Source organism: Pseudomonas sp. GD03903 (assembly GCF_029840045.1).
GTDB lineage: Bacteria > Pseudomonadota > Gammaproteobacteria > Pseudomonadales > Pseudomonadaceae > Pseudomonas > Pseudomonas pseudonitroreducens.
Window position 1 is genome coordinate 188,785 of record NZ_JAOCBT010000009.1, and the last position, 22,488, is coordinate 211,272.

At 66.9% G+C, this 22,488-nt stretch carries 20 protein-coding genes; 7 read left to right on the plus strand and 13 right to left on the minus strand.

The annotated features are described in order from the left end of the window. Positions 1 to 361: 361 nt before the first annotated feature. The 3 genes from N5C91_RS16640 to N5C91_RS16650 form a co-directional block, all read right to left on the minus strand. Positions 362 to 2,299: a tyrosine-protein phosphatase gene (locus N5C91_RS16640; protein WP_279830607.1), complete on the minus strand. Its 1,938-nt coding sequence runs from the start codon at positions 2,297 to 2,299 to the stop codon at positions 362 to 364. A gap of 139 nt (positions 2,300 to 2,438) precedes the next feature. After that, positions 2,439 to 2,831, minus strand: coding sequence for a GFA family protein (locus tag N5C91_RS16645; protein ID WP_279830609.1), 393 nt, complete (start codon positions 2,829 to 2,831; stop codon positions 2,439 to 2,441). A 60-nt stretch (positions 2,832 to 2,891) separates the two neighbouring features. Further along, the gene (locus tag N5C91_RS16650; RefSeq protein ID WP_279830610.1) at positions 2,892 to 3,587 is read right to left on the minus strand and encodes an alpha/beta hydrolase; all 696 of its coding nucleotides are present in this window, start codon (positions 3,585 to 3,587) and stop codon (positions 2,892 to 2,894) included. A gap of 203 nt (positions 3,588 to 3,790) precedes the next feature. Here N5C91_RS16650 and N5C91_RS16655 point away from each other — a divergent pair, with 203 nt between their 5' ends. Further along, complete coding sequence (locus N5C91_RS16655; RefSeq protein WP_279830611.1) at positions 3,791 to 5,014, plus strand: MFS transporter; 1,224 nt, start codon at positions 3,791 to 3,793, stop codon at positions 5,012 to 5,014. Between the two features lie 194 nt (positions 5,015 to 5,208). Further along, entirely contained in the window at positions 5,209 to 7,479 is a 2,271-nt protein-coding gene (locus tag N5C91_RS16660) for a TonB-dependent siderophore receptor (RefSeq protein WP_279830612.1), read from the plus strand. A 489-nt stretch (positions 7,480 to 7,968) separates the two neighbouring features. Here the strand turns inward: N5C91_RS16660 and N5C91_RS16665 are convergent, their stop codons facing one another. Together N5C91_RS16665 and N5C91_RS16670 are read right to left on the minus strand one after the other, a co-directional pair. Next, complete coding sequence (locus N5C91_RS16665; RefSeq protein ID WP_279830614.1) at positions 7,969 to 9,345, minus strand: ATP-binding protein; 1,377 nt, start codon at positions 9,343 to 9,345, stop codon at positions 7,969 to 7,971. Continuing rightward, on the minus strand, positions 9,345 to 10,067 hold the full coding sequence (locus tag N5C91_RS16670; protein ID WP_236175310.1) for a response regulator: 723 nt from the start codon (positions 10,065 to 10,067) through the stop codon (positions 9,345 to 9,347). The genes N5C91_RS16665 and N5C91_RS16670 overlap by 1 nt, the downstream gene beginning before the upstream one ends. Positions 10,068 to 10,256: 189 nt before the next feature. Between N5C91_RS16670 and N5C91_RS16675 the strand changes: the two genes are divergently transcribed. The 3 genes from N5C91_RS16675 to N5C91_RS16685 are packed head-to-tail and all read left to right on the plus strand — an operon-like array spanning position 10,257 to position 13,230. Beyond that, positions 10,257 to 11,393: an ABC transporter substrate-binding protein gene (locus N5C91_RS16675; RefSeq protein ID WP_279830617.1), complete on the plus strand. Its 1,137-nt coding sequence runs from the start codon at positions 10,257 to 10,259 to the stop codon at positions 11,391 to 11,393. After that, the gene (locus N5C91_RS16680; protein WP_279830618.1) at positions 11,390 to 12,454 is read left to right on the plus strand and encodes an iron ABC transporter permease; all 1,065 of its coding nucleotides are present in this window, start codon (positions 11,390 to 11,392) and stop codon (positions 12,452 to 12,454) included. The genes N5C91_RS16675 and N5C91_RS16680 overlap by 4 nt, the downstream gene beginning before the upstream one ends. After that, positions 12,451 to 13,230 (plus strand): ABC transporter ATP-binding protein, encoded by a 780-nt coding sequence (locus N5C91_RS16685; protein WP_279830619.1) that lies wholly within the window; start codon positions 12,451 to 12,453, stop codon positions 13,228 to 13,230. Before N5C91_RS16680 ends, N5C91_RS16685 begins: the two co-directional genes overlap by 4 nt. Positions 13,231 to 13,234: 4 nt before the next feature. Here N5C91_RS16685 and N5C91_RS16690 read toward each other — a convergent pair whose 3' ends face one another. Next, positions 13,235 to 13,726, minus strand: a complete 492-nt coding sequence (locus N5C91_RS16690; RefSeq protein ID WP_279830622.1) for a DinB family protein — start codon at positions 13,724 to 13,726, stop codon at positions 13,235 to 13,237. Between the two features lie 106 nt (positions 13,727 to 13,832). Between N5C91_RS16690 and N5C91_RS16695 the strand changes: the two genes are divergently transcribed. Further along, positions 13,833 to 14,675: a LysR family transcriptional regulator gene (locus N5C91_RS16695; protein WP_279830624.1), complete on the plus strand. Its 843-nt coding sequence runs from the start codon at positions 13,833 to 13,835 to the stop codon at positions 14,673 to 14,675. Between the two features lie 3 nt (positions 14,676 to 14,678). On the opposite strand, the gene N5C91_RS16700 is transcribed toward N5C91_RS16695, so the two are convergent. The 4 genes from N5C91_RS16700 to N5C91_RS16715 all read right to left on the minus strand — a co-directional run bounded on the left by N5C91_RS16700 (position 14,679) and on the right by N5C91_RS16715 (position 17,446). Beyond that, positions 14,679 to 14,804, minus strand: coding sequence for a hypothetical protein (locus N5C91_RS16700; protein ID WP_275094726.1), 126 nt, complete (start codon positions 14,802 to 14,804; stop codon positions 14,679 to 14,681). A 100-nt stretch (positions 14,805 to 14,904) separates the two neighbouring features. After that, a complete protein-coding gene (locus N5C91_RS16705) occupies positions 14,905 to 15,828 on the minus strand; it encodes a glyoxylate/hydroxypyruvate reductase A (protein ID WP_279830627.1) in 924 nt (307 codons plus the stop codon). 116 nt (positions 15,829 to 15,944) lie between these two features. Continuing rightward, on the minus strand, positions 15,945 to 16,967 hold the full coding sequence (locus N5C91_RS16710; RefSeq protein WP_279830629.1) for a GlxA family transcriptional regulator: 1,023 nt from the start codon (positions 16,965 to 16,967) through the stop codon (positions 15,945 to 15,947). A 185-nt stretch (positions 16,968 to 17,152) separates the two neighbouring features. Continuing rightward, positions 17,153 to 17,446 carry a hypothetical protein gene (locus N5C91_RS16715; protein WP_279830631.1) on the minus strand — a complete coding sequence of 98 codons (294 nt, stop codon included), beginning with the start codon at positions 17,444 to 17,446 and terminating at the stop codon, positions 17,153 to 17,155. 449 nt (positions 17,447 to 17,895) lie between these two features. Between N5C91_RS16715 and N5C91_RS16720 the strand changes: the two genes are divergently transcribed. Continuing rightward, positions 17,896 to 18,303, plus strand: a complete 408-nt coding sequence (locus tag N5C91_RS16720) for a glycine zipper domain-containing protein (protein ID WP_279830633.1) — start codon at positions 17,896 to 17,898, stop codon at positions 18,301 to 18,303. 72 nt (positions 18,304 to 18,375) lie between these two features. Here N5C91_RS16720 and N5C91_RS16725 read toward each other — a convergent pair whose 3' ends face one another. From N5C91_RS16725 to N5C91_RS16735, 3 genes are all read right to left on the minus strand, one after another. Next, on the minus strand, positions 18,376 to 18,996 hold the full coding sequence (locus N5C91_RS16725; protein ID WP_279830635.1) for a hypothetical protein: 621 nt from the start codon (positions 18,994 to 18,996) through the stop codon (positions 18,376 to 18,378). Positions 18,997 to 19,275: 279 nt separating this feature from the next. Further along, positions 19,276 to 21,297 (minus strand): alkyl sulfatase dimerization domain-containing protein, encoded by a 2,022-nt coding sequence (locus N5C91_RS16730; protein WP_236175299.1) that lies wholly within the window; start codon positions 21,295 to 21,297, stop codon positions 19,276 to 19,278. A 124-nt stretch (positions 21,298 to 21,421) separates the two neighbouring features. Beyond that, on the minus strand, positions 21,422 to 22,090 hold the full coding sequence (locus N5C91_RS16735) for a DUF3313 domain-containing protein (protein ID WP_236201911.1): 669 nt from the start codon (positions 22,088 to 22,090) through the stop codon (positions 21,422 to 21,424). Between the last annotated feature and the right edge of the window lie 398 nt (positions 22,091 to 22,488).

A 22,488-nucleotide genomic window follows, 5' to 3' on the forward strand; every position in this document is an offset into this window, starting at 1 on the left:
GAGCTCTTCGTAGGGCGTAGGAGCGGACTCTGTCCGCGATAGGTCCGCATCGCCGGAGGACATCGCGGACAGAGTCCGCTCCTACGCGTCCGGTTATTTCCGCGCGTCCACGGTCCGGTCGTGCTGCCGGGTAGCCGCGAAGGGCGAGGTCGCACCGCCCGGTTCGCGAGCAAGCTCGCTCCTACAGGGTTTCGAGCTCTTCGTAGGAGCGAGCTTGCTCGCGAACATCACCACCAACACGGCAATGCCGATCCGCCACGTAGGGCGCATAACCCGGCACGGGTTATCCGCCCAACTTGCTGGAAAGCAAAACGGCCCGCCGCGTATTCCGCGACGAGCCGTTTGCTCATGGCAACGCCGATCAGAACTGGTAGCTGGCCTTCAGGCTGCCACTGGCGCCGTGGCTGCCGCTGCCGCCCAGCGCGCCGACTTCGGCACCGACGCTGAACTCGCCCTGGCTGGCGGTGAGGCTGAACGCGCCGCTGAACTGGTCGCGGTTGTCGAAGGCGGCGCGCTGGGACACGTCGAAGCCCAGCAGCTGGCCTTCGCTGTCGACCTTGTAGTCGCCCAGCGCATGGTCGTAGCCGACCTCCAGGCCCGGCACCATCTGCCAGCCACTGCCCAGCGCCACCGGAGCGAACGAGGCCTTGAGGTTGGCGTAGGCGCTGCGGCGGTTCTCGCTGATATCGTCGACGTCCAGCGCCAGCTCGCTGCCCTTTTCCTGGAAGCCGTCCAGGTCCAGGTGGCTGTAGCGCAGGCCGATGCTCGGCTCCAGGGTCACACTGGACACCGCCGTGCGGTAGCCCAGCGCAACACTGGCGCCGCTCAGGTTGCCGCTGGTGTCGCCCTTGGCCTTGCCCAGGCCGCCACCGATATCGCGCTTGCTGTCGTAGTCGAGCCAGCCGTAGCTGAGGTCGGCGTCGACGAACAGGCCCTGCTCCAGACCGTCGAGGGCGAAGCGCGCGCCACCGCGAATGAAGGTCAGGTCGGTGTCCACGTCGCCACCGGCACCACCAATGCTGCCCTTGCTGTAGCCGAAACCGGCGTTGCCGCTGAGCTGCTCGGAGAAGCGCTGGGTGACGCCGACCATCAGGCCCTGGGTGTGCTCGTTGCTGCTTTCGGCGCTGGAGGTCGCGGAGTTGCCCTGATAGCCGGCCAGTGCCGTGGTCCACAGGCGGGTCTGCCCGGTCTTCAGGTCGACACCGCTGGCGTAAGGCGCGGCGGCGCGGTCGATCAGCGCATCCTGGCGCAGCAGGTAGCTGGCCGCGTCGGCGTGCACCTGGCCGCCGACGGTGGACTCGACACCACCGAGCGTGCCGGCATCGATGGCCGACTGCAGGTAGTAGTTGTACGCGGTGTAATTGCCGGAGAGGTCGCTGTTCTGCAGTTGGGTCAGCAGCTGCGCGCCCGCGGCGGCGTTGCCCGAGAGGCCGAGGGTACCCGGCAGGCTGTTGTAGTAGACCATCTTGCCGCGCAGCACGTAGAGGGTTTCCTGGGACAGGCCGAGGCCCTCCTTGAGGTAGTTGTCCATGCTGCCGTACTGCGCGGTGACTTCGTCCAGGCCCGCCTGCAGGTAGCTGGCCTGCACGCCGATCAGCGGCTCGTAGATGGCCGCCATGCTCGCCGGCATCATCGCCAGGGTCGCCTTGATGCGGGCGGCGGTGTAGTCGTTGGTGGCCAGGTAGTTTTCCATGATGGTCTGGCTGTCCACCCCGGCGATGCTCAGCAGCACGGCGGCGGTCCAGCCGGTGCGGTCCTTGCCGGCGGTGCAGTGGAACAGCGCGGCACCATCGGCGCCGGCCAGTTCGTTGAAGAGCACGGTGAACTGGCTGCGCATGCCGGCGTCACTGACGAAGGCGCGGTTGGTTTCCTCCATCATGGCCACGGCCTGGGCCGCGCTGGTGAAGGAGACATTGGTGATGTTGGCGCCCGAGGTGGTGCTGCCGATGATGTCGATGTTCTGGTAAACCGCGCCGGCCGGCAGGGTGTCCGGCGTGGCAGCCGCCTCGACCGGAGTGCGCAGGTCGTAGACGTTGCTGATGCCCAGGCTGTTCAGTACCGCCAGGTCGGTGCCCTTGGGGGTCAGGGCATTGGAGCGGTAGAACACGCCCGAGCGCATCACACCGTCGTTGCTGGTCCCCGCAGTACTGGTTAAGTACGCGGTGGTGGTCCCGGCAATGTCGCGGAAGTTGTCGATGCCGGCCAGGTGCGGGGTCTCGAGGGAGTAGGTCTCGGCGGCATGGGCGGAAGCGATCGACACGCCGAGCACGGAGAGGGAGAAAAGGATTCGATGCAGCACGATGTAGCCTCTTTGAACTTGTTGGCGGGCTACTATCGGCAGGGTTTTCGGCAGCGAATATGACAATTGCGCGGAGTCGCGAAATGCTCGCGCGATCTGTCCGTGAGGTGCGTTTTCTGTCCGTGATCGGCGCTGTTCGCTACTCCTCGGTGGGCCCGGACGACTCGCGATCGCGCTCGTAGCGATGCTTCACGGGGAACGCCGGGAGCCAGGCTTCGCGGCGGCAGGTCCAGAGTTCGTAGGTGGGCTGGAACTGGTCCGGCGCATCCAGGGCGCCCAGGTTCAGTTCGATCTCGCCCTCACTGCGGCCGAACACCGATGATCCGCAGCGCGGGCAGAAGCAGCGCCCGGCGTACTCGCGCACTTCGCCCTCGATGCGCGCGGCGTCCTCGGGGAAGATCGCCGACGAGTGAAACAGCGCGCCGTGGTGCTTGCGGCAATCCAGGCAATGGCAGATGCCGACCCGGTTCGGGCGGCCCGTGGCGTGGATTCGAACGTTTCCGCACAGGCAGCCACCGGTGACCTTGTCCATGCTGCAGCTCCTCTGGAGACAGGGTTGACCCTGTCACCCTAGCAGCCCGGACTCCGCCATTCAGTCCTGCAGACCGACGCACTCCAGCAGCGACGCGTGCCATGCCGGGTTGTCCAGCAGCACCGGCAGCAATCCGCTGTGCCCGGCGCCGGGCACCACCAGCAATTCGCGCCGACTGGCACGGGTGGCGGCGGCGTGCAGGCGTTCGGGGATTTCCAGGGGGATCACGCTGTCCTGCTCGCCGGCAATCACCAGCAGGCGACCACGGAAGCGCCCGAGAATCTCCCAGGCGTCGCTGTCCACCCAGCTGCGCGGGCGGCGGATGATCGCCGAGAAGTCCGGGCCGAACGGCACTTCGTGCGCTTCGGGGGTATAGATGCCGGGGACGATGAGGATCAGCGCCTGTACGTCCAGCTCTTCGCTCAGGCGCAGGGCGTTGTAGGCACCCATGCTGATACCGGCCAGCGCGGTGGGGCGCACGCCGGCGTGCGCGATCACCGAGCGCGCCTGGCGGCTGCGGCCATGCAGCGAGGAGTCGGCGAAGACCCCGCCGGTCTGGCCATGGCCGACGCAGTCCAGCGCCGTTGAACCCACGCCACGCTGGCGCAAGGACTGGCGCAGGCCATCCCACACCGAGCGGTTGCTGGCGCCGCCGCCATGGATACCGAACAGGTGCAGCGGCGAGTCGCCACTCAGCGTATCGGCATGGAGCTCGCGCCCTTCGAAGGGCACGCGGAGGGCAACGGCGGACGACATGCGGCGGACCTGGCGAGATGGGTTTGCGGAAAGGCAGCGAGCATAGCCGATCCGGAAGGCATGCGGCCGATTTGGCCGTTTCGCGATATTCGTCGTCCGGATCGCGTGAGACAGCCGACGGCAGCGCGCCTAGCATAGGCCAGCCAACATGAAGAACCCGGCGCGCCCTGCCCGCGCGCCACACCTTGCTGCCCCGGAGTCCCATGTCTACCACCGCTTCCCCCCTGGCCACGTCGTCCGTCGCCAGCCAGGCCAGCCCGCTGGTCATGCGCGTGATCGGCGCCTGCGCCCTCGCCCACCTGACCAACGACCTGATCCAGGCCGTGCTGCCGTCGATCTACCCGGTGCTCAAGGCCAACTACGGCCTGAGCTTCACCCAGGTCGGCCTGATCACCCTGACCTTCCAGCTCACCGCCTCGCTGCTGCAGCCCTGGGTCGGCTACCACACCGACCGTCATCCCAAGCCCTGGCTGGCACCGCTGGGCAGCGTCTGCACGCTGATCGGCATCCTCATGCTGGCCTTCGTCGGCAGCTTCCACGCCATCCTCCTGGCGTCGGCGCTGGTGGGCATCGGCTCGTCGACTTTCCACCCGGAAACCTCGCGCATCGCGCGGCTGGCCTCCGGCGGGCGCTACGGGCTGGCGCAGTCCACTTTCCAGGTCGGCGGCAATGCCGGCAGCGCCTTCGGCCCGCTATTGGCAGCGGCCATCATCATTCCCTATGGCCAGGGCCACGTGGCCTACTTCGGCCTGTTCGCGGTGTTCCTCGTCGGCGTGCTCTGGGGCCTGAGCCGCTGGTACCGCAACCACCTCAGCCTGTTCAAGCTCAAGGCTGGCGGCGTGGCCACCCATGGTCTGTCCAAGGGCCGGGTGACCGCCTCGCTGGTGGTGCTGGCGCTGCTGGTGTTCTCCAAGTACTTCTACATGGCCAGCTTCACCAGCTACTACACCTTCTACCTGATCGAGAAGTTCGACCTTTCGGTGGCCAGCTCGCAGCTCTACCTGTTCGGCTTCCTCGGCGCGGTGGCGGCCGGTACCTTCTTCGGCGGCCCGGTGGGCGACCGCATCGGCCGCAAGGCGGTAATCTGGTTCTCCATCCTCGGCGTGGCGCCCTTCACCTTGGCGCTGCCCTACGTCGACCTGTTCTGGACCGGCGTGCTGAGCCTGGTGATCGGCTTCATCCTCGCCTCGGCCTTCTCCGCCATCGTGGTCTACGCCCAGGAACTGGTACCGGGCAACGTCGGCATGATCGCCGGGGTGTTCTTCGGCCTGATGTTCGGCTTCGGCGGCATCGGCGCGGCCTTCCTCGGCCACCTGGCCGACATCCACGGCATCGAGTACGTCTACACGCTGTGCTCGTTCCTGCCGCTGATGGGCTGCATCACCATCCTGCTGCCGTCGACAAAGCCGGCCGCGAAGAAGGCCTGACCGACCGCTGCCGCCGGCCCCGAGCCGGCGGCAAACCCTTCGCCCGGCCGTTCGTGCGCGGGCAAATGTAATGGATTGTTGTAAAGCGCCCTGAGCCTCGCCGGCGATACATTTGCGCCGCCTGGGCCACGGGCCATCACTGTTAGCCTTTCCGCAATGCAAATAACTCGCATTTGCCGGAGAGCTTTCCGTCCATGTCGTCCCGCCTGAACCTCACTCCCGTTACCCGTTCCGACGCACCTCTCACCCTCGCCCCCGTCGTCGGCCTCGCCACCTTCATGGCGATCCCGCTGAGTGCCTGGGCAGATCAGCCGCCCACCGCCGATGACCAGGACGCTCTGGCCCTGCCCGACAGCACCGTGCAGGCCACCCAGGAGTCGCCCTACAAGGTCGACCGCGCCAGCTCGGCGAAGTACAGCGAGCCGCTGCGCGATACCCCGCAGAGCGTCACCGTGCTTTCCGAATCGCTGCTCAAGGAGCAGAACGCGCAGAGCCTGAAGGACGCCCTGCGCAACGTGCCGGGCATCACCTTCAACTCCGGCGAGGGCGGCGGTGGCGTGGGCGACAGCCTGACCATCCGCGGCTTCAACGCCGACGGCAACATCTACCGCGACGGCGTGCGCGACCCGGCCAAGTACTCGCGCGACGACTTCTTCAACACCGAAGGCGTGGAAGTCTTCAAGGGTTCCAGCACCGCGGCCTGGGGCGTCGGCGCCGTTGGCGGCGCGGTCAACCTGGTGACCAAGACCCCGCAGCTGGACGACTTCAACCTGCTCAGCGGCGGCGTCGGCACGGCCAACTTCAAGCGCGGCACGCTGGACGTCAACCACCGCATCGACGGCCTCGGCGAAGGCGCCGCCTTCCGCGTCAACGTGATGGGTGCCAACACCGGCACCGATGGCCGCGACTGGGTCGGCGACGAGCGCTACGGTTTCGCTCCGTCCCTGGCGCTGGGCCTGGGCACCGACACTCGCGTCACCCTCGCCTACGAATACCTGCATGACAATGCCACGCCCGACTACGGCATCCCCACGGTCAATGGCAGCAACGGCAGCTCGCCGCACCGCGCCGGCGGCGCCAGCTGGAGCAGCTACTGGGGCTGGCGCAACCTCGACTACGAGAACAACGAATCGCACCGCGTGAACCTGAAGTTCGCCCACGACTTCAACGACGCCCTGAGCCTGGACAGCCGCTTCACCTGGTTCCACCTGGACCACGACTTCTTCGTCACCACCCCCGGCGGCGACCCGAATGCCGGCGCGCCGGGCATCCAGGCCGGCAAGGGCATCTACCGGCGCAACATCAACACGCCGCTGCGCGAGCAGACCAACGACACCTACAGCAACCAGACCAACCTGACCTGGCGCGTCGACACCTTCGGCATCGGCCACACCCTGGTCGGCGGCGTCGACCTGAGCAAACAGACGCTGGACTCGAAGACCGGCGCACTGAGCGCCGCCAGCCGCACCGCCATGGGCAACCTGCCAGTGGCCAGCAACGACTGGTCGAAGTACCCCTATGCGCTGGATACCTACACCTCGGCCAAGCAGTCGGTGGAGCAGCTCGACAAGGCCTTCTACCTGCTCGACACCCTGAAATTCGACGAGCACTGGCAGTTGCACCTGGCCGCCCGCCAGGACCACTTCGACACCCGCGTGCTGGACAGCCAGACCCGCGCCAGCCAGAGCGCCGCCTGGGTCGACAAGGGCAGCTCCTCGCAGAACGAGAAGCTCACCAGCGTGCATACCGCGCTGACCTACAAGCCGGTGGAGAACGGCAGCATTTACCTCAGCTACGCCAACGCCAAGCAGCCCTCCGGCGTGCTCGCAGTGGCACAGACCGGCAGCATCGCCTCGACCAAGGGCGACCGTGGCAAGACCTATGAAGTGGGCAGCAAGTGGGAGCTGCTCGATGGCCAGCTGGCGCTCAATGGCGATGTGTTCGAGACCAGGCGCCAGCTGACCTACATCGACGACGAAGAGCTTTCCGCCTACACCGGCGGCGAGGAGCGGGTGCGCGGCATCGAACTGTCGGCCAGCGGCAACATCACCCGCAACTGGTCGGTGTATGCCGCCTACGTGCACCAGAACAGCAAGCTGGTGAAGCCCTACAACGGTTCGGACAAGGGCGTGCAACTGGCCAACACGCCGCAGAATGCCTTGAGCCTGTGGAGCACCTGGCTGCTGCCGGACGACCTGGCGCTGAGCTACGGCGTGCGCTACGTGGACGACGTGAAGATCTATCCGGGCCTGGGCTCCACCCTGACCCGCGCCGGCCAGACCACCGTGCCCGGCTACGTGGTGCACGACGCCATGCTCAGCTGGCAGGCGACCCAGGACGTGCAGCTGCGCCTGAACGTCAACAACCTGTTCGACAAGCACTACTGGAGCCAATACAACGGCCGCGGCTACGGCGTGCCGGGCGCGGGCCGTGGTGCGGTGCTGAGTGCGGATTATTCGTTCTAGGCCGGACCGCCTGGGCTTGCGTAGGAGCGGACTTCGTCCGCGATGATGTCCGGCGCGATGCAGACCTATCGCGGACGGAGTCCGCTCCTACGGGGTATTTCTGCGCTGGGGCCGCCCCTCACCCTAACCCTCTCCCAAGGGGAGAGGGAACCGTTCAGAGCAGGCTGAAACCATCGCATCAGCCGGCACAATCTGCCCCCTCTCCCTCGGGAGAGGGCTGGGGTGAGGGGCAAGCGTCGGTACAGATATCCCAGCAGCGATTAGTTGCTCTACGCGAGCAGCACCTCAACCGCGAATCTGTCCACCATCAGGACTCCTCCCCGGAAACCCGGCGGGCAGGTTCGCGACCCAATCCCCGCAACGATGTTTCCCTTGTAGGAGCGAGCTTGCTCGCGAACCTGAACGGCACGGCGCCAAGCGGTTCGCGAGCAAGCTCGCTCCTACAGAGAGGCCCAGCCGGCAGGGGTGGAGATCGTGGACATCAAACATTCAGGCGCCGCGGTCGAACAGCAGCGTCGCCTCCAGCCCACCGCCTTCGCGGTTGCGCAATTGCAGCCGGCCATGGTGCGCCGCGGCGATGGTCTGGGCGATGCTCAGGCCCAGTCCATAACCGCCGGTGGAGCGATTGCGCGACTGTTCCAGCCGGTAGAACGGCTCGGTTACCCGCTCCAGTTGTTCCGGGGGAATGCCCGGCCCGCGATCCAGCACGCGGATACGCAGCGCCTGCGCACTGTCCTCGATCTGCACCTGCGCGCCGCCGGCATAGCGCACGGCGTTTTCCAGCAGATTCAGCAAGGCCCGCTGCAGGCTCAGCGGATACCCCGCAAGCGGCTGCTGCGCTCGACCTGAGACGGAAACCGCTGCGCCCTGCTCCTCGAAATCCGCCTGCAGGCTCTGCAGCAGCGCATTCACGTCGAGGTTCTGCCGCGCCTCGTCGAGGTCGCTGCCGCTGATGAAGTCCAGGGTGGCGGTGACCATCCCTTCCATGTCATCGAGGTCCTTGCGCATCTTCTGCCGCGCACTGTCATCCTCGAGCATCTCGGTGCGCAGGCGCAGGCGGGTGATCGGCGAGCGCAGGTCGTGGGACACGGCGGCAAGGAAGCGCATGCGCTCGCCAAGGTTATGGATCAGTCGCTGCTGCATCGCGTTGAAGGCGCGGGCGGCGCGGCGCACTTCCAGCGGGCCTTCCTCGGCCAGCGGCGGGCGCTGGATGTCCTTGCCCAGGGCTTCGGCGGCACGGGCCAGCTTGTCCAGCGGGCCGATGGCCAGGCGCACCGCCAGCAAGGCCAGCAGCACGACGACAAGGATGCGCAGCAGGTACAGGCGCAACAGGTAATCCAGCGCCACGTCGAGGGTCGACTGGCTGCTCCAGCCCTGCCCTTCGACCATCGAGATACGCAGCCAACTGCCTTCGCCCAGTGGCGCCGCCAGCAACAGATGCGCCTTGGTTCCATTGCCGGTGAACCATCCGCTCAGCCCAGTGCGCTCGTCGGCACCATCGCGCAACTCCACGCTCAACAAGCGCAAGCCCTGGGCATCGCCGCCCTGGTCTTGCACGGCACGGCGCAACAGGCGTTCGGCCGCCGGGTCGAAAGAGCCGTCGGGGTCCTCCGGCGCATCGACCAGGCGCGCCTCGAATCCCGGCCTGTCGAGTGCACTCAGCGCCTGCGGAAAATCCGCCGGCTGGCGCTGGTGCAGGTGCTGCAGATCAGTCAGCCGCGCCGCCGCCAGGCGCAGCGGAATCTCCAGCGCCTGGGTGTGGCGCACGTCGTACCAGATGCTGCCGGTGAGCACCTGGGCGGCGATCATCCCGCCCACCAGGATCACCACCAGCCGGCCAAACAGCGTGCGCGGCCACAGGCGCATCAGGCGCTGACCACGTCGTCGGCGGTCAGCACGTAGCCCTGGTTGCGCACGGTGCGGATCAGCCGGGGCGACTTTGGATCATCTTCCAGGTGCTGGCGCAGGCGGCTGACGCAGACGTCGATGGCGCGGTCGAACGGCAGGCGCTCCTTGTCGAACACCTGGCGCAGCAGGAAATCCCGGCTCAATGGCCGATTGGGGTGCTGCAGCAGCAGGCGCAGCAGGCGGAAGTCCGAGCCGGCCAGGGCAATGCTGAGCCCGGCGGGCGAACGCAGGTGGCGGGCACGGGTGTCCAGCTCCCAGCCGGCGAAGCGCAGGGTCGCTGCTTCATCCACCTGGGCACGCTGCGGGAAGCTCTGTACCCGGCGCAGCACCACCTTGATCCGCGCCAGCAATTCGCGCGGGTCAAAGGGCTTGGGCAGGTAGTCGTCGGCACCCATCTCCAGGCCGATGATGCGGTCGATCAGCGTGCCCCGCGCGGTGAGCATGATCACCGGCACGTCGCTGCGCGCGCGCAGGTCGCGACACAGGGTCAGGCCGTCCTCGCCGGGCAGCATCAGGTCGAGCACCACCAGGTCTACCGGCTGCACTTGCAGCTGGCGCTGCATCTCGCGGCCATCGGCGGCGGCGGACACCTGGTAGCCCATGCCCTTGAGGTAGTCGGCCAGCAACTGGCGGATCTCGGGGTCGTCGTCGACGACGAGGATGTGGTCTGGCCTGGACATCGGAAAACTCGCGGCGGGGCGCTATCGGTACGGGCTGGCGACACGGGTTGCACGGCGCAAATGTAATGGATTGTTGTGGCGCGGGATTTCACGCCGATCCGATACATTGCCGCCCGGCTCGCCCGCGGCGGCAGCGGTAGAGTGGATTGCAAATGCGATTAATTCTACTTCATGCCCAGGTCGTTCCGCATGCCCTTCCTGTCGTCCCGCTCCCGTCTGCTCCGTTCCCTCGCCACCCTCGCCCTGCTCTGCCTGGGCTGGCTCGGCCTCGCCGTGCCCGCCGAAGCGCTGAGCGTCACCGACGTGCTGGGGCGCAAGGTCGAGGTCAGTGGCAATGCCCAGCGCGTCGTGCTGGGTGAAGGCCGCCTGTTCTTCGCCCTCGCCCTGCTCGACCGCGACAACCCCTTCCAGCGCGTGGTCGGCTGGCAGAACGACGTGCGTCTGCTCGACCCGCACACCTTCGACGTCTACGCCCAGCGCTTCCCCCAGGTGAAGCAGATCCCGCTGATCGGCCAGGCCTCGGAGCAGAGCGTCAGCGCCGAGCAGATCCTCGCGCTGAAGCCGGACCTCGCGGTGTTCAGCATCGCCGGCGAAGGCCCGACCCAGCACAGCCCGCTTGCCGATATCCTCGCCGCCGCCGGCGTCCCGGTGCTGTTCGTCGACTTCCGCGTGCACCCCATCGAGGGCGTGCGCACCAGCCTCACCGCGCTGGGCGCGGCGCTCGGTCGCCAGGCCGAGGCTGACCAGTACCTGAAGTTCTACGACGCCCACCTCCAGCGCATCCGCGATGGCGTGGCCGGGCTGGATGACGCGCACAAGCCAAGCGTGTTCCTCGAACTGCTGGCGGGCGTCTGGCAGGCGCCGGGGCACACCACCGGCAAGAGCGGCCTGGGCAGCGTGATCGACACCGTCGGCGGGCGTAACATCGCCGCCGGCGTGGTGCCCGGCGCGCTGGGCGACATCAGTGTGGAGTACGCGCTGTCGGCGAAACCGGACCTGTACATCGCCACCGGCAACCGCCAGCCGGGGCTGATCCTCGGCGCCGGCGTCAGCCAGCAACAGGCCCGCGAAAGCCTGGGCAAGGTCCTGCAGCGCCCCGAGTTCGCCAGCCTCGACGCCATCCGCAACGGCAAGGCCCACGGCCTCTGGCACGACTTCTACAACTCGCCGTTCAACATCCTCGCCATCGAGGCCATGGCGCGCTGGGTGCATCCCGAACGCTTCGCCGACCTCGACCCGGCGCAGACCCAGGCACAGATCAACCTGGACTTCCTGCGCATCGGCCTGGACGGCACCTACTGGGTCGATGCCGGCCAGCCGGAATGAACGCCGCCTTGGACACTATCGACCTGCAGCTGGCGCGCCACGAGCGCCGGCTGCAACTGCGCCGCCGCGGGGCGGTGCTGGTCGTCCTGCTCGCCCTGCTGCTCGGCTCCCTGGCCTGGGACCTGCTCAGCGGGCCGTCCGGGTTGACGCCTTCCGCCCTGTTCCACGGCCTGCTGCATCCGGCTGAGCTGGAGCCGAGCCAGCGAGTGATCATCTGGAATGTGCGCCTGCCCTACGCTGTGATGGCGCTACTGGTGGGCGGTGCGCTGGCGCTGGCCGGCGCGGAGATGCAGACCATCCTCGACAACCCGCTGGCCAGCCCCTTCACCCTCGGCGTGTCGTCTTCGGCTGCGCTGGGCGCATCCCTGGCAATCTTTTTCCACCTGGGCAACGCCTGGCTGTCGGCCAACACGGCCGTCTCATTGGCCGCCTTCGTTTTCGCCTGCCTGTCGCTGGTCCTGCTGCAGGGGCTCTCGCGCCTGCGCGGCGGCGGCGTGGAAAGCCTGGTGCTGTTCGGCATCGCCCTGGTGTTCAGCTGCAACGCGGCGGTGGCGCTGCTGCAGATGATGGCCAGCGAGGACGTGCTGCAACAGCTGGTGTTCTGGACCCTCGGCAGCCTCGCCCGCGCCGACTGGCACAAGGCCGGCGCACTGGCGCTGGTGCTCGCCCTGTGCCTGCCCTTCTCCCAGGCTGCCGCGTCGAAGCTCACCGTACTGCGCATGGGCGAGGACCGCGCCCGCAGCCTGGGTGTGGACGTGCGCCGCCTGCGCCGTTTCGCCCTGCTGCGCATCTGCCTGCTGTCTGCCTGCGCAGTGGCGTTCGTTGGCACCATCGGCTTCATCGGCCTGGTCGGCCCGCACATCGCGCGGCTGCTGATCGGCGAGGACCAGCGTTTCTACCTGCCGGCCAGCGCCCTGGTCGGTGCGCTGCTGCTGTCGCTGTCGTCGGTGGCGAGCAAGTTGCTGATGCCGGGGCTGATCGTACCGGTGGGCATCGTCACTGCACTGGTCGGCGTGCCGGTGTTCGTCGTACTGGTCTGCCGCGGAGGACGCCACGCATGAGCTTGCTTGCGCAGAACCTGACGGTCGCCTACCGCCGCCATGCGGTGGTCCACGAGGTGACCTTGCCGGAACTGAGACGCGGCACCCTCACCGCACTGATCGGCCCCAACGGCGCCGGCAAGTCGACCCTGCTGCGCGGTCTCGCGGGCCTGGAGCGCGTACGCGGTGAGCTGAGTCTCGACGGCCAATCCCTGACATCGCTGTCGGTCGGCGAACGCAGCCGGCGCATCGCCTACATGCCGCAGCACCTGCCCGGCGGCATCGCCCTGAGCGTACTCGATGCGCTGCTGGCCAGCCTGCGGGTCAACCCGTTCGACACCGATCTGCGCCGCGCCGACCCACTGGCCGCCGCCCTCGAAGCGTTGCGCCGGGTCGGCATCCTGCACCTGCGCGACCAGCGCCTGGACCGTCTCTCCGGCGGCCAGCGGCAGATGGTCAGCCTGGCCCAGTTGCTGGCACAGCGCCCGCAGGTGCTGCTGCTGGACGAACCGACCAGCGCGCTGGACCTCAACTATCAGCTGCGGGTCATGCAATGCGTGCAGGAAGAAGTGCGCCAGCACGGCCTGATCGCCATTGCCGTGCTCCACGACATCGGCCTCGCCGCGCGTTACGCCGATCAGTTGGCGGTGCTGCACCGGGGCCGCCTGGTGGCCGCCGGCGCTGCCGAAAGCATCCTGACGCCAGCGTTGTTCGGCGAGGTCTACGGCGTCCGGGCGCGGGTCGAACGCTGCTCGCGGCAGACGCTGCAGATCATCATCGACGAGGTAGCCTGCTGAGTCCTCAGCTCTCGCGGCGCTGCGGTTGCGTGGCGTGCACGAATACCGTGTAGGTGTCGGCCGGGTGCGCCACGCCAGCCTGGTCCAGCGCGCGGGCGATGGACCCGCGGTGGTAGGTCGCGTGGTTGAGGATGTGGAAGAACATCTCTTCGCGAGTCAGGCTGCCACTGCGGCCGTCGGTGAAACGGAAGCGAATGACTTCACGTCCCTGCGCCGGGGTCAGCGCGGCGAGCTGCTCGACGTACCACTGGGTGGAGCTCAGCAGGCGCTCGCGCAGCTCGTCGTAGCCGGGCAGCGTCGCGGTATTGGTCGCCGGGTGCGGGTCCGCTTCACCGTTCAGCCGTGCGCGGAACAGCTCCTCGACGATGGCCATGTGATTGAGCTGCTGCAGAGCGAAGGCGTGCTCGGCGGGAAAGCGCTCGCGGTCGATCAGGGCGACGGCGTCCAGTGTCCGGCGGTCCGACCAGCATTTGTAGGCGAAGGCCTGGGTCAGCATCGCAGCTCCTTGTCAGTCTCGAAGGCGGCACTGTAGCGCATCCGGGGCTTGGGTTGTGCCCGCCCAGCTGCCAGACTGGCGGCAGCCCCAAGGACGCTTCGCTGCCATGAAAACCCCCGATATAGAAGCCATCCGCGCTTTCGTGCTGGTCGCCGACCTGAAGAGCTTCACCCGCGCCGCCGAGGTTACCGGCACGACCCAGGCCGCCATCAGCCTGAAGATCAAGCGCCTGGAGGAATCCCTCGGCCGCGCCCTGCTGGCGCGCACCCCTCGCCGCGTCACCCTGTCCGCCCACGGTTCGGTATTCCTCGCCAGCGCCCGCCACCTGCTGCAGAGCTACGACGAAACACTGCGCTGCTTCGACACGCCACGACGGACCCTGCGCATCGGCGTGAGCCACCACATCCTCGGCGCAGACCTGAGCCACTGGCTCAGGCGTCTGGCCCAGGCCGATCCGCAAGTGATCGTAGCCTTCAGCCTGGGCACTTCACGGCAGATGCTCGAGAGCTACGAGGAAGGCGCACTGGATATCGCGCTGATCCTGCGCCACGACAACCGCCGCCAGGACGGCGAGCTGATCGGCAGCGCACGCTTCGGCTGGATGGCTGCCGAGTCGTTCGAGCTGGAGGCTGGCGCGCCGCTGCCACTGGCGATCCAGCCGGCGCCCTGCGGCATGCGCAGCATGGTCAGCAGTGCGCTGCAGGGGCAGAACCGCAACTGGCGCGAAGCCTTCGTCGGCTCGGGCATTCTCGCCATAGGAGCGGCGGTGTCGGCCGGTATCGGCATTGGCGCGATGGTCGAGCGCATGGCGCCGGCGGGCTGCGTCGATGTGCGCGAGCGCCTCGGCCTGCCTGAATTGCCACCCCGCGATGTGGTGGTCTATTGCGCCCAGCGTGACGCGCAGACGCGCGCGCTGATCGACGCACTGAGCCAGGCCGTCAGCGCCTGAGCCTCAGTGCAGGAGCACGCCCAGCCGCGCCAGGAACAGCGCCAGGGCGGCGATCAGTGCGCCGCACCAGGCAACGGCAGCGAAGTGGATGAAGGCGAAATCGCCGGCTTCGATCGGTTCGTGATCCATGAACGGCACTTCCTGAACAGCGGTTGGGAGCCGCCAGTATCGAAAGTGCCGATCCGGACAAACAGCTTGCGCCGGCTATTTCAGTGATAAGCCAAACGCCTCAATAGCCCGCCTGCCGGTCCACGGTATGCAGCAGTTCGGCGCCTTCGAGGTCACGCAGGATATTCTTCGCCACCACCGCTGCACCGCCTTCCACCTGCATGGTGCTGGCAATGTGCGGAGTGACCCACACCTGCGGGTGCGACCACAGCGGATGCTCCTGCGGCAACGGTTCCTGCTGGAACACGTCGAGGATCGCCGCCCCCACCTGCCCCGCATCCAGCGCGGCGAGCAGGTCGGCTTCCACCACGTGCTCGCCGCGGCCGACATTGACCAGCCCCGCGCCCCTGGGCAACTGCGCCAGCGTCTCGCGGTTGAGGATGCCGCGCGTACTGTCGGTCAGCGGCAGCAGGTTGACCAGGATGTCGCACTGGGACAGGAAGCTCGCCAGCTCCTCGGGACCGGTGTAGGTCGTCACGCCGTCGATCTGTCGCGCGGAACGGTTCCAGCCGAGCAGCTGGAACTTCAGGTGGCGCAGTTGCGCCAGGCAGGCCTGGCCCAGTTGGCCAAGGCCCATCACGCCGACCCGACTGGTCGCGGCCGGGAAGATGCTCAGCGGCTCCCACACCTGGGCGGCCTGCGCCACGCGGTAGGCCGGCATCTCGCGGTGCAGTGCCAGCGCGGACATCACCACGAACTCGGCCATGATGTCCGCCAGGGAGTCGTCGACCATGCGCACCAGCGCCACCGATTCGGGAATCTTCGACAGGTCGAACTGGTCCACCCCGGCGCCCGCCGCGAACAACACACGCAGGCTGGTATAACGCTCGATATCGGCGACCGCTTTCCAGGTCAGCAGGTAAGTGACACGCGCCGGGTCGACCGATTCGAAGCCTTCGACGAACTCCAGGTCCGGTACCTGGGCGGCCAGCAGGGCACGCCACTGGTCCGCGTGTTCGGGTTCGGCGTTGTAAAGAAAGATCACGTCCTGTTCCTCGCTCTTGTTCTTCGCACGTCCGGCCAGTTAACCAGCCGACCCACCCGGGGAACACCACCGGCAAGGCACTGCGGGCACGCAGACCGACGCACCGGGCACCCGCGCTATCTGGCGGAACGTACGCAGCCCAGGCGCACTTCCTTCGACGGCGAATGGCCGAAGAACGAGGTGTAGCACTTGCTGAAATGGCTGGGCGAGACGAAGCCGCAAGCCAGCGCCACCTCCACCAGCGACAGGTCCGAGTGCTGCAGCAGGCGCCGGCTCTCGGTGATGCGCAGCTCCAGGTAGTAGCGTACCGGCGAGGTGCCCAGCTGCTCCTGGAACAGCCGCTCGAGCTGGCGCTTGGAGCGGCCCACGTACGCGGACAACTGGTCGGTGCTCAGCGGCTCCTCGATGTTCGCGCTCATCAGGTTGAGCACCTCGCGCAGCGGCTCGGTCATCTTTTCGTGCAGCGCCGGGCGAGTCCGGCGGTAGCGCGATTCCTCGAAGGCAAGAATGTCGACGATGCCTTCGACCAGCTCGCGGCCGTGCAGGCTGTGAATCCACTCCAGCACCAGGTTGAAGGCGCCGGTCGGGCTGCCGGCGGTCAGGCGGTTGCGCTCGAGGATGTAGCTTTCGGCAGTGACCACGCTGTGCGGCGCGACCTCCGCCAATGCCGCACGATTCTCCGGATGCACCGCACACTGGTAGCCATCCAGCAGGCCGGCCTTGCCGAGGAACCAGGCACCGTTCCACAGACCGGCCAAGGCGATGCCGCGCTCGTCGGCGAGCTGCAGCAGGCGGCTGAGAGCCGGCATGTCCCTGAGCGGCGTGCGCAGGCCACCACAGACCACCAGCAGGTCCATGTCCAGGTCCTTGCCCTGCAGTGCGGCCGCCGGGCAGATCAGCAATCCGAGGTCGCTGGTGACCGACTCGCCATCGAGGCTGAAGGTCCGCGTGGTGAATGCCTCTTCGCGGATCAGGTTGGCCGTGACCAGGGTGTCCAGCGCCTGGGTGAAGGCTGGCAGCGAAAAGTGCTCCAGCAGGACGAAACCGACCTTGTGCTGGCGCTGCGGCTCGCCCTTGCGCGCGTTGACGAAACGCAGGTTCTGCCCCTGCATCGATTCGCTGAACTGCCTTCTTTCCACGGTTGCGTACCCTTGCGAATGCTGGCCGGCAGTCGCCGCGGCCGGGCGTCCACCGGTGTGACCGCCCGGCACAGAGCCGATCTGCCGCTTCTGGCAGGGATTATACAAACGCCTCCGCGCCGGGCCAGTTCATCCACACCACCATTCACCGCAGCCGTCAGGGCATGCACCTCGCCGGGCCGACATCAGGCCACGCCCGACTCCTGCGCTGCAGCAACGCGCTTGCCCAGCGGCGTCCTGCCGAAGCCGTCGGCGGCAATCCGCTGCTGTGCCGGTGTTGGCGAATCTACCCGCATGCCCAGGGGTGTCCGGCTGAAGCCATCTTCGGCCAGTTCTGGCGTCACGCTCCGCTCGGCCAGGGGCGTCAGTTGGAAACAGGCGGCCGCATGGGCGCAGCTCGCCTCGGTTGCATTGGCATGGACAGCCACGCCGGCCAGCGAGAAGGCAACGGCGGTCACGAAGGTCTTCAGGTTTTTCATGGCATCGATCCTCAAGGGTCCAAAGGGGGCAGCTCAACGCACTGGGGAACCTTGGGTTCCTGCCATGTCCGCTGAACTGTTGGAGCTCATTGAGGACTCGCGGAGTATCTGCAGCGTGTCGAAAAGCGCCGTGGTCATCTCGCCACGTGTCTCAGCGCTCGGCAGATACAGTGGGATACAAGGCACGCACGAGGGCCGCAGGCATGGCGTGCAGTCGCGCATGTTCGCGCGGCGGTGCTTGAGCAGAAGGCACGCCTCCCGCCGCGGAGCCCTCGTCGGCCGACCGGCCTGCGCCGGGATCACTGCCGTGAGGGCACACAGCGAAGCGATGGGCGGAAGTATTCAGGACAATTTCATTGACCCAGGTCGATGAAGCCTGGAGGTCGGTTTGTCGGTCATTTCCGCATCCTACAGACTGGGCCTCTTGTATACAGTTTGAGGAACGAATGATGCGAAAGTCACTCTCCGCGCTTGCGCTCACTATCCTGGCGTCGCAAGGCGTCATGGCTGGCGAAACGGCCAGCACCGCCGTCGGTGGCGGGCTGGGCGGTGCACTGGGCAGCGTTGTCGGTAATGCCGTCGGCGGCAGTACTGGCGCGGCAATCGGTGCGGGTGTCGGCGGCGCGGCCGGCGGGGCCATGTCGGCGAAGAACGGCAAGAAGACGGAAGCGGCAATCGGCGGCGGCCTCGGGGCAGCCGGCGGACAGGTGATCGGCAACAATCTCGGTGGTTCCACCGGCGGCGCGGTCGGCGCGGGCCTCGGGGGCGCTGCGGGCAGCGCGGTTGGCAACAGCCTGGCCGACGATCATGGTGGGCATGGCAACCACAAGCACAAGCACAAGCACAAGCATCACTGACGGCTTGCATCGCCGCCGGAAGGCCCGCTGCAGGGCGGGCCTGGTCGAATCCCGGGCGCCGGCTGCGGCCAATCAGTCGGCCGCTGGTGGATTTCTCAGGGCACTGGCATCCAGGTGGCGGGCCGCCAGTTCCAGGGTACCTCTGCCACCTCGCCGCAGGCAGGCCAGCAGGGACAGCCAGGGAATCTCCGTGAGCATGACTTCCGTCGCCGGCAGGGCCCGCACCTCACCGGCGGTGCCTCCTGCGGGGCCGCCGTCGGGAAGATAGAGCAGCACCCAGTCGCCCTGGGTTTCGAGAATCAGCCCGAGGCGGAAGCCACCGCCCTCGCTGATCATGCCGACGCGCGCACCTTCGATCTGCTCCAGCCCGGCAAAACGGGCGGTGGCATCCTTGAGCAACTGATACCCAGGAAGGTTGCCGAGCAGGCGATCCTCCAGCGTCTGCAGCCCCTTCGATGCCAGTCGGGTCCGCGCCAGCAGGCCGGCAAGAAAGCACAGGGCGGCCAGCGCCAGGACAGCGGCCAGGGTGACGGAGGTCGCCGCCGCCACGCCGAAACCGTCGAACAACGGCAGCACCTTCTGCAGCGGACCGCTGAGCAGGTGGATTGCCTTCTCGATGAGGATGACCACGAGGACCAGGGGCAGGATCAGCAGCAAGCCACCGGCAATGGTTGTCTTGATGAACTTGAGCATGCTTCCTCCTGGCCGCAGCACGCTACCCGGCCGTCGCTGGCTGCATTCGTTGAGTGGCCGTCCGGGCTCGATGGGCGGCTGCGCACGGCAACAACCGATGGTGCGCCAGTCGCCCGGCGCCGCGGCGACGTGCCCGGGGTTCGGGTCCGACTTGCCGGACTGCGGGAGCACCATCCGCGAATGGCGGCCATGGCGCTGGCCGCCCCGCTGAAAAAGCCGGCAAGCCATCCGCCGTCGCGGATGGCTTGCCGTTGAACCCTTCAGGCTTCGGAGGGAACGTCAGGGCGTCACGATGTTGAACCAGAAGTCGAAGTTGTCCATGTAGCTCATCAGCTCGTCGAGCTTGCCCGCGTCGCCCTGCACCTTGATCTCGCCCGAGCCTTCCGCATCCTTCAGCGTGGTCTGCTTGAGCATCAGCTTGTTCAGGGTGTCGCGGGTCAGGGTGATGGTGGCGTCGGCATCCTTCGCCTGCGCGCCTTCGGTGTGGTTGAGCACGCCGTTGACCATCTCCAGGCTGTACTTCTGCTTCAGGTCGGTGAAGTCGAAGTTGAGGGTGATGTGCTTGTCGGCGACTTCAGGCCCTTTCAGGCGCATGGCCAGGTAGTCGAAGAACAGGTCCAGGTCCATCGCCTTGACGGTATCGGGGCTGGCGGTGTCCGGGGTCGGCAGCTTCTGCACGCCGTTGCGCAGTTCCTGCGCGCCGGTGAGGTAGAAGTTGCGCCACGGGCCGCTCTCGGCCTGGTAGCCGAGCTGTTCCAGCGCGTCGGCTTGCAGGTTCTTCGCCGCCTGGTTGTTCGGATCGGCGAAGACCACGTGGTTGACCACCTCGGCCACCCAGCGGAAGTCACCCTTGTCGTAGTACTCCTTGGCCTTCTTCAGCACGGCGTCGGCGCCGCCCATCATGTCGACGTAGCGCTTGGCTTCCTCTTCAGGCGGCAGTTCCCACAGGGTCGCCGGGTTGCCGATGAACCAGCCCAGGTAGAGCACATAGGTGGCCTTGACGTTGTGGTTCAGCGAGCCGTAGTAGCCACGGTTGGAGAAGCGATCGGCGATGCCCTTGGGCAGTTTCACCTGCTCGGCGATCTCGGTCATGGTCAGGCCCTTGTTGGCCAGGCGCAGGGTCTCGTCGTTGATGTAGCGGTACATGTCGCGCTGCGAGGAGAGCTGGTCGCGGACCTCCTTGTTGCCCCAGATCGGCCAGTGGTGCATGGCGTACATCACCTGCACATCGTCGCCCCACATCTTCAGCGCCTCGTTGAGGTACTTCGACCAGGGCAGCGGCTCGCGGATCTTCGCGCCACGCAGCGAATAGGTGTTGTGCAGGGTGTGGGTGGAGTCCTCGGCGGTGTTGAGGGCCTTCTTCTCCTTGATGTAATACATCATCTCGGCCGGCGCCTCGCTGCCCGGCGCGTAGAGGAACTCGTAGGTAAGGCCGTCGATGACGCGTTTCTCGCCGGTCTTGGAGATGATGTCGGTGGGCGGGATCAGGGTCACGGTGCCGGCGGACGTGGTCGTACCCAGGCCGGCGCCGAGCTGGCCGGTTTCGCTGGGCGGCAGCAGGTTGCCGTACATGTAGCTGGCGCGGCGGCTCATCGCGGTGCCGGCCATGACGTTCTCCGCCACGGCGTGTTCGAGGAAGCCCAGCGGCGCGTAGATCTTCACCTTGCCGGCCTTCACGTCCTTCTCGTCGACCACGCCGCGCACGCCGCCGTAGTGGTCGACGTGGCTGTGGGTGTAGATCACCGCGACCACCGGTTTCTTCGGCCGGTGCGCGTAATAGAGGTCGAGCGCCGCCTTGGCGGTCTCGGCGGAGATCAGCGGGTCGAAGATGGTGATGCCGCTCTTGCCTTCGACGATGGTCATGTTCGACAGGTCGTAGTTGCGCACCTGGTAGATGCCGTCGGTGACCTGGAACAGGCCGGAGATATTGATCAGCTGCGATTGCCGCCACAGGCTGGGGTTGGTGGTGGCCGGCGCGGCTTCACCTTCCTTGATGAAGTTGTACTTGGCCGGGTCCCAGATCAGGTTGCCTTTCTCACCCTTGATCGGCTCGGCGGGCAGCGGCGCGATGAAACCCTTGTGAGCCAGTTCGAACGAGGTCTTGTCGTTGAACGGCAGTTCCTGCAGCAGTGCATCGTTGGCCGCCTTGGTGGCATCGGTGGCCGGCTTGGGCGCTTCGGCGGCCCAGGCCTGGGTGGTCATGGAGATGGCCGCGGCCAACAGGAACGACGAGCTGAATTTCCACAGCCTGGCGGCGCCCTGGCCATCCAGTGGGTTCGAAGATTGCGCGATCAGTTTCATCTCAAGCTCCTTCTTGCTTGAAGCGCTGTACCCTTCGAGGCAACTGCCAGCAGTGTTGTTGTGATGTTTGCTGTGTTCAGTCCGGAAAGGAGCGCGCTCCTGGCCGCCCCTTTCGCACCAAGGCTCACTTCTTCAGTTGCTCGTAGGACTTGACCATGTCCCGTGCCCAGCCATCGAGAACGGCCTTGGCGTCGTTGGCGGTCATGACCTGGGAAGAGTTCTCCAGCTCGGCACCAGCCCCCTTGCGCACGACCTGCGCCACCACCTCGCCGCTGCCGCCGTCGAGGAAGGCCGCTTCGGTGGCGAGGCTGGTGTCCTGGTCACGGATGCCGGTGGCGGTGCTGACGCCAGCAGCGATCAGGGCGATGGGAATCACCTCATACGGCTGCAGGCCCTTGGTGGAGGCGCTGACGGCGGTGATCGCCGGACGTACCACCAGGACGTTCGGCCCGGGGCCGTTGGCCAGCGGCAGAGCTTTGGAGAATTGGGTCTGGAGCACCTGGTCGTAGTAGTCCGTGATGCCTTGCAGGGTCTTCTGCGGAATCTTCTCGGTCGGCTGCGGCTGCGGGTAAAGCTGGCTGCGCTCGACATAGACGCTGGTGAAGCTGTTCACGTCCACGCCCGGCTTGATCCAGCGCATCACCGGGGCGCCCGACGGCGACGTCTCTTCCTTGAGTGCCTTGTAGTTCTTCAGGAACCCGGAATACTCCTCGGGCGCCACGTATTTGCTCGCGCACCCGGCCAGCGTCAATGTCGCCAGGCACAGCGGTAACGCCATCGTCTTCCAGTTCATCGAGTTGCTCCTTGTGGATTTTTCCGCTCGGTTTCGGGGCCGAAATCTTTCTGCCGCACGCTATCCGGAGCGCAGCTCGCGCCCCTGTCGACGAGGTGCAGGGTGATGTGGTGGCGGGTGGCGTGAAGGCGTGCAGTGCAACGGCGCTGGAGTTGCCGCCTGGGAAATACAGATCGCCAGGAATGACCGGCGAGTTGACGCCCGGTCGAGCCGGGGCCGGTTTCCCCTTGGCCCGCCTCGCCGGCCAGGGAAAGCCCACCAGCCAACGAGGCTGCGGCGTGTCCGGCTTGGCCATCGACTGAACTCATCCAGCGCTCCCTGCCCATTCGTTTACCCACCGCCACACACGCAAGTGAGTGGCGAACCCAGGCTCCGAATGCACACTGGAGACGACTGCT

What these genes read in the sequence shown, in the direction of transcription:
- N5C91_RS16645 (WP_279830609.1), bottom strand. Translation starts at nt 2,831, where the DNA reads ATGGACAAGGTCACCGGTGGCTGCCTGTGCGGAAACGTTCGAATCCAC.
- N5C91_RS16650 (WP_279830610.1), bottom strand. Translation starts at nt 3,587, where the DNA reads ATGTCGTCCGCCGTTGCCCTCCGCGTGCCCTTCGAAGGGCGCGAGCTC.
- N5C91_RS16655 (WP_279830611.1), top strand. Translation starts at nt 3,791, where the DNA reads ATGTCTACCACCGCTTCCCCCCTGGCCACGTCGTCCGTCGCCAGCCAG.
- N5C91_RS16660 (WP_279830612.1), top strand. Translation starts at nt 5,209, where the DNA reads ATGTCGTCCCGCCTGAACCTCACTCCCGTTACCCGTTCCGACGCACCT.
- N5C91_RS16665 (WP_279830614.1), bottom strand. Translation starts at nt 9,345, where the DNA reads ATGCGCCTGTGGCCGCGCACGCTGTTTGGCCGGCTGGTGGTGATCCTG.
- N5C91_RS16670 (WP_236175310.1), bottom strand. Translation starts at nt 10,067, where the DNA reads ATGTCCAGGCCAGACCACATCCTCGTCGTCGACGACGACCCCGAGATC.
- N5C91_RS16675 (WP_279830617.1), top strand. Translation starts at nt 10,257, where the DNA reads ATGCCCTTCCTGTCGTCCCGCTCCCGTCTGCTCCGTTCCCTCGCCACC.
- N5C91_RS16680 (WP_279830618.1), top strand. Translation starts at nt 11,390, where the DNA reads ATGAACGCCGCCTTGGACACTATCGACCTGCAGCTGGCGCGCCACGAG.
- N5C91_RS16685 (WP_279830619.1), top strand. Translation starts at nt 12,451, where the DNA reads ATGAGCTTGCTTGCGCAGAACCTGACGGTCGCCTACCGCCGCCATGCG.
- N5C91_RS16690 (WP_279830622.1), bottom strand. Translation starts at nt 13,726, where the DNA reads ATGCTGACCCAGGCCTTCGCCTACAAATGCTGGTCGGACCGCCGGACA.
- N5C91_RS16695 (WP_279830624.1), top strand. Translation starts at nt 13,833, where the DNA reads ATGAAAACCCCCGATATAGAAGCCATCCGCGCTTTCGTGCTGGTCGCC.
- N5C91_RS16700 (WP_275094726.1), bottom strand. Translation starts at nt 14,804, where the DNA reads ATGGATCACGAACCGATCGAAGCCGGCGATTTCGCCTTCATCCACTTC.
- N5C91_RS16715 (WP_279830631.1), bottom strand. Translation starts at nt 17,446, where the DNA reads ATGAAAAACCTGAAGACCTTCGTGACCGCCGTTGCCTTCTCGCTGGCC.
- N5C91_RS16720 (WP_279830633.1), top strand. Translation starts at nt 17,896, where the DNA reads ATGCGAAAGTCACTCTCCGCGCTTGCGCTCACTATCCTGGCGTCGCAA.
- N5C91_RS16725 (WP_279830635.1), bottom strand. Translation starts at nt 18,996, where the DNA reads ATGCTCAAGTTCATCAAGACAACCATTGCCGGTGGCTTGCTGCTGATC.
- N5C91_RS16730 (WP_236175299.1), bottom strand. Translation starts at nt 21,297, where the DNA reads ATGAAACTGATCGCGCAATCTTCGAACCCACTGGATGGCCAGGGCGCC.
- N5C91_RS16735 (WP_236201911.1), bottom strand. Translation starts at nt 22,090, where the DNA reads ATGAACTGGAAGACGATGGCGTTACCGCTGTGCCTGGCGACATTGACG.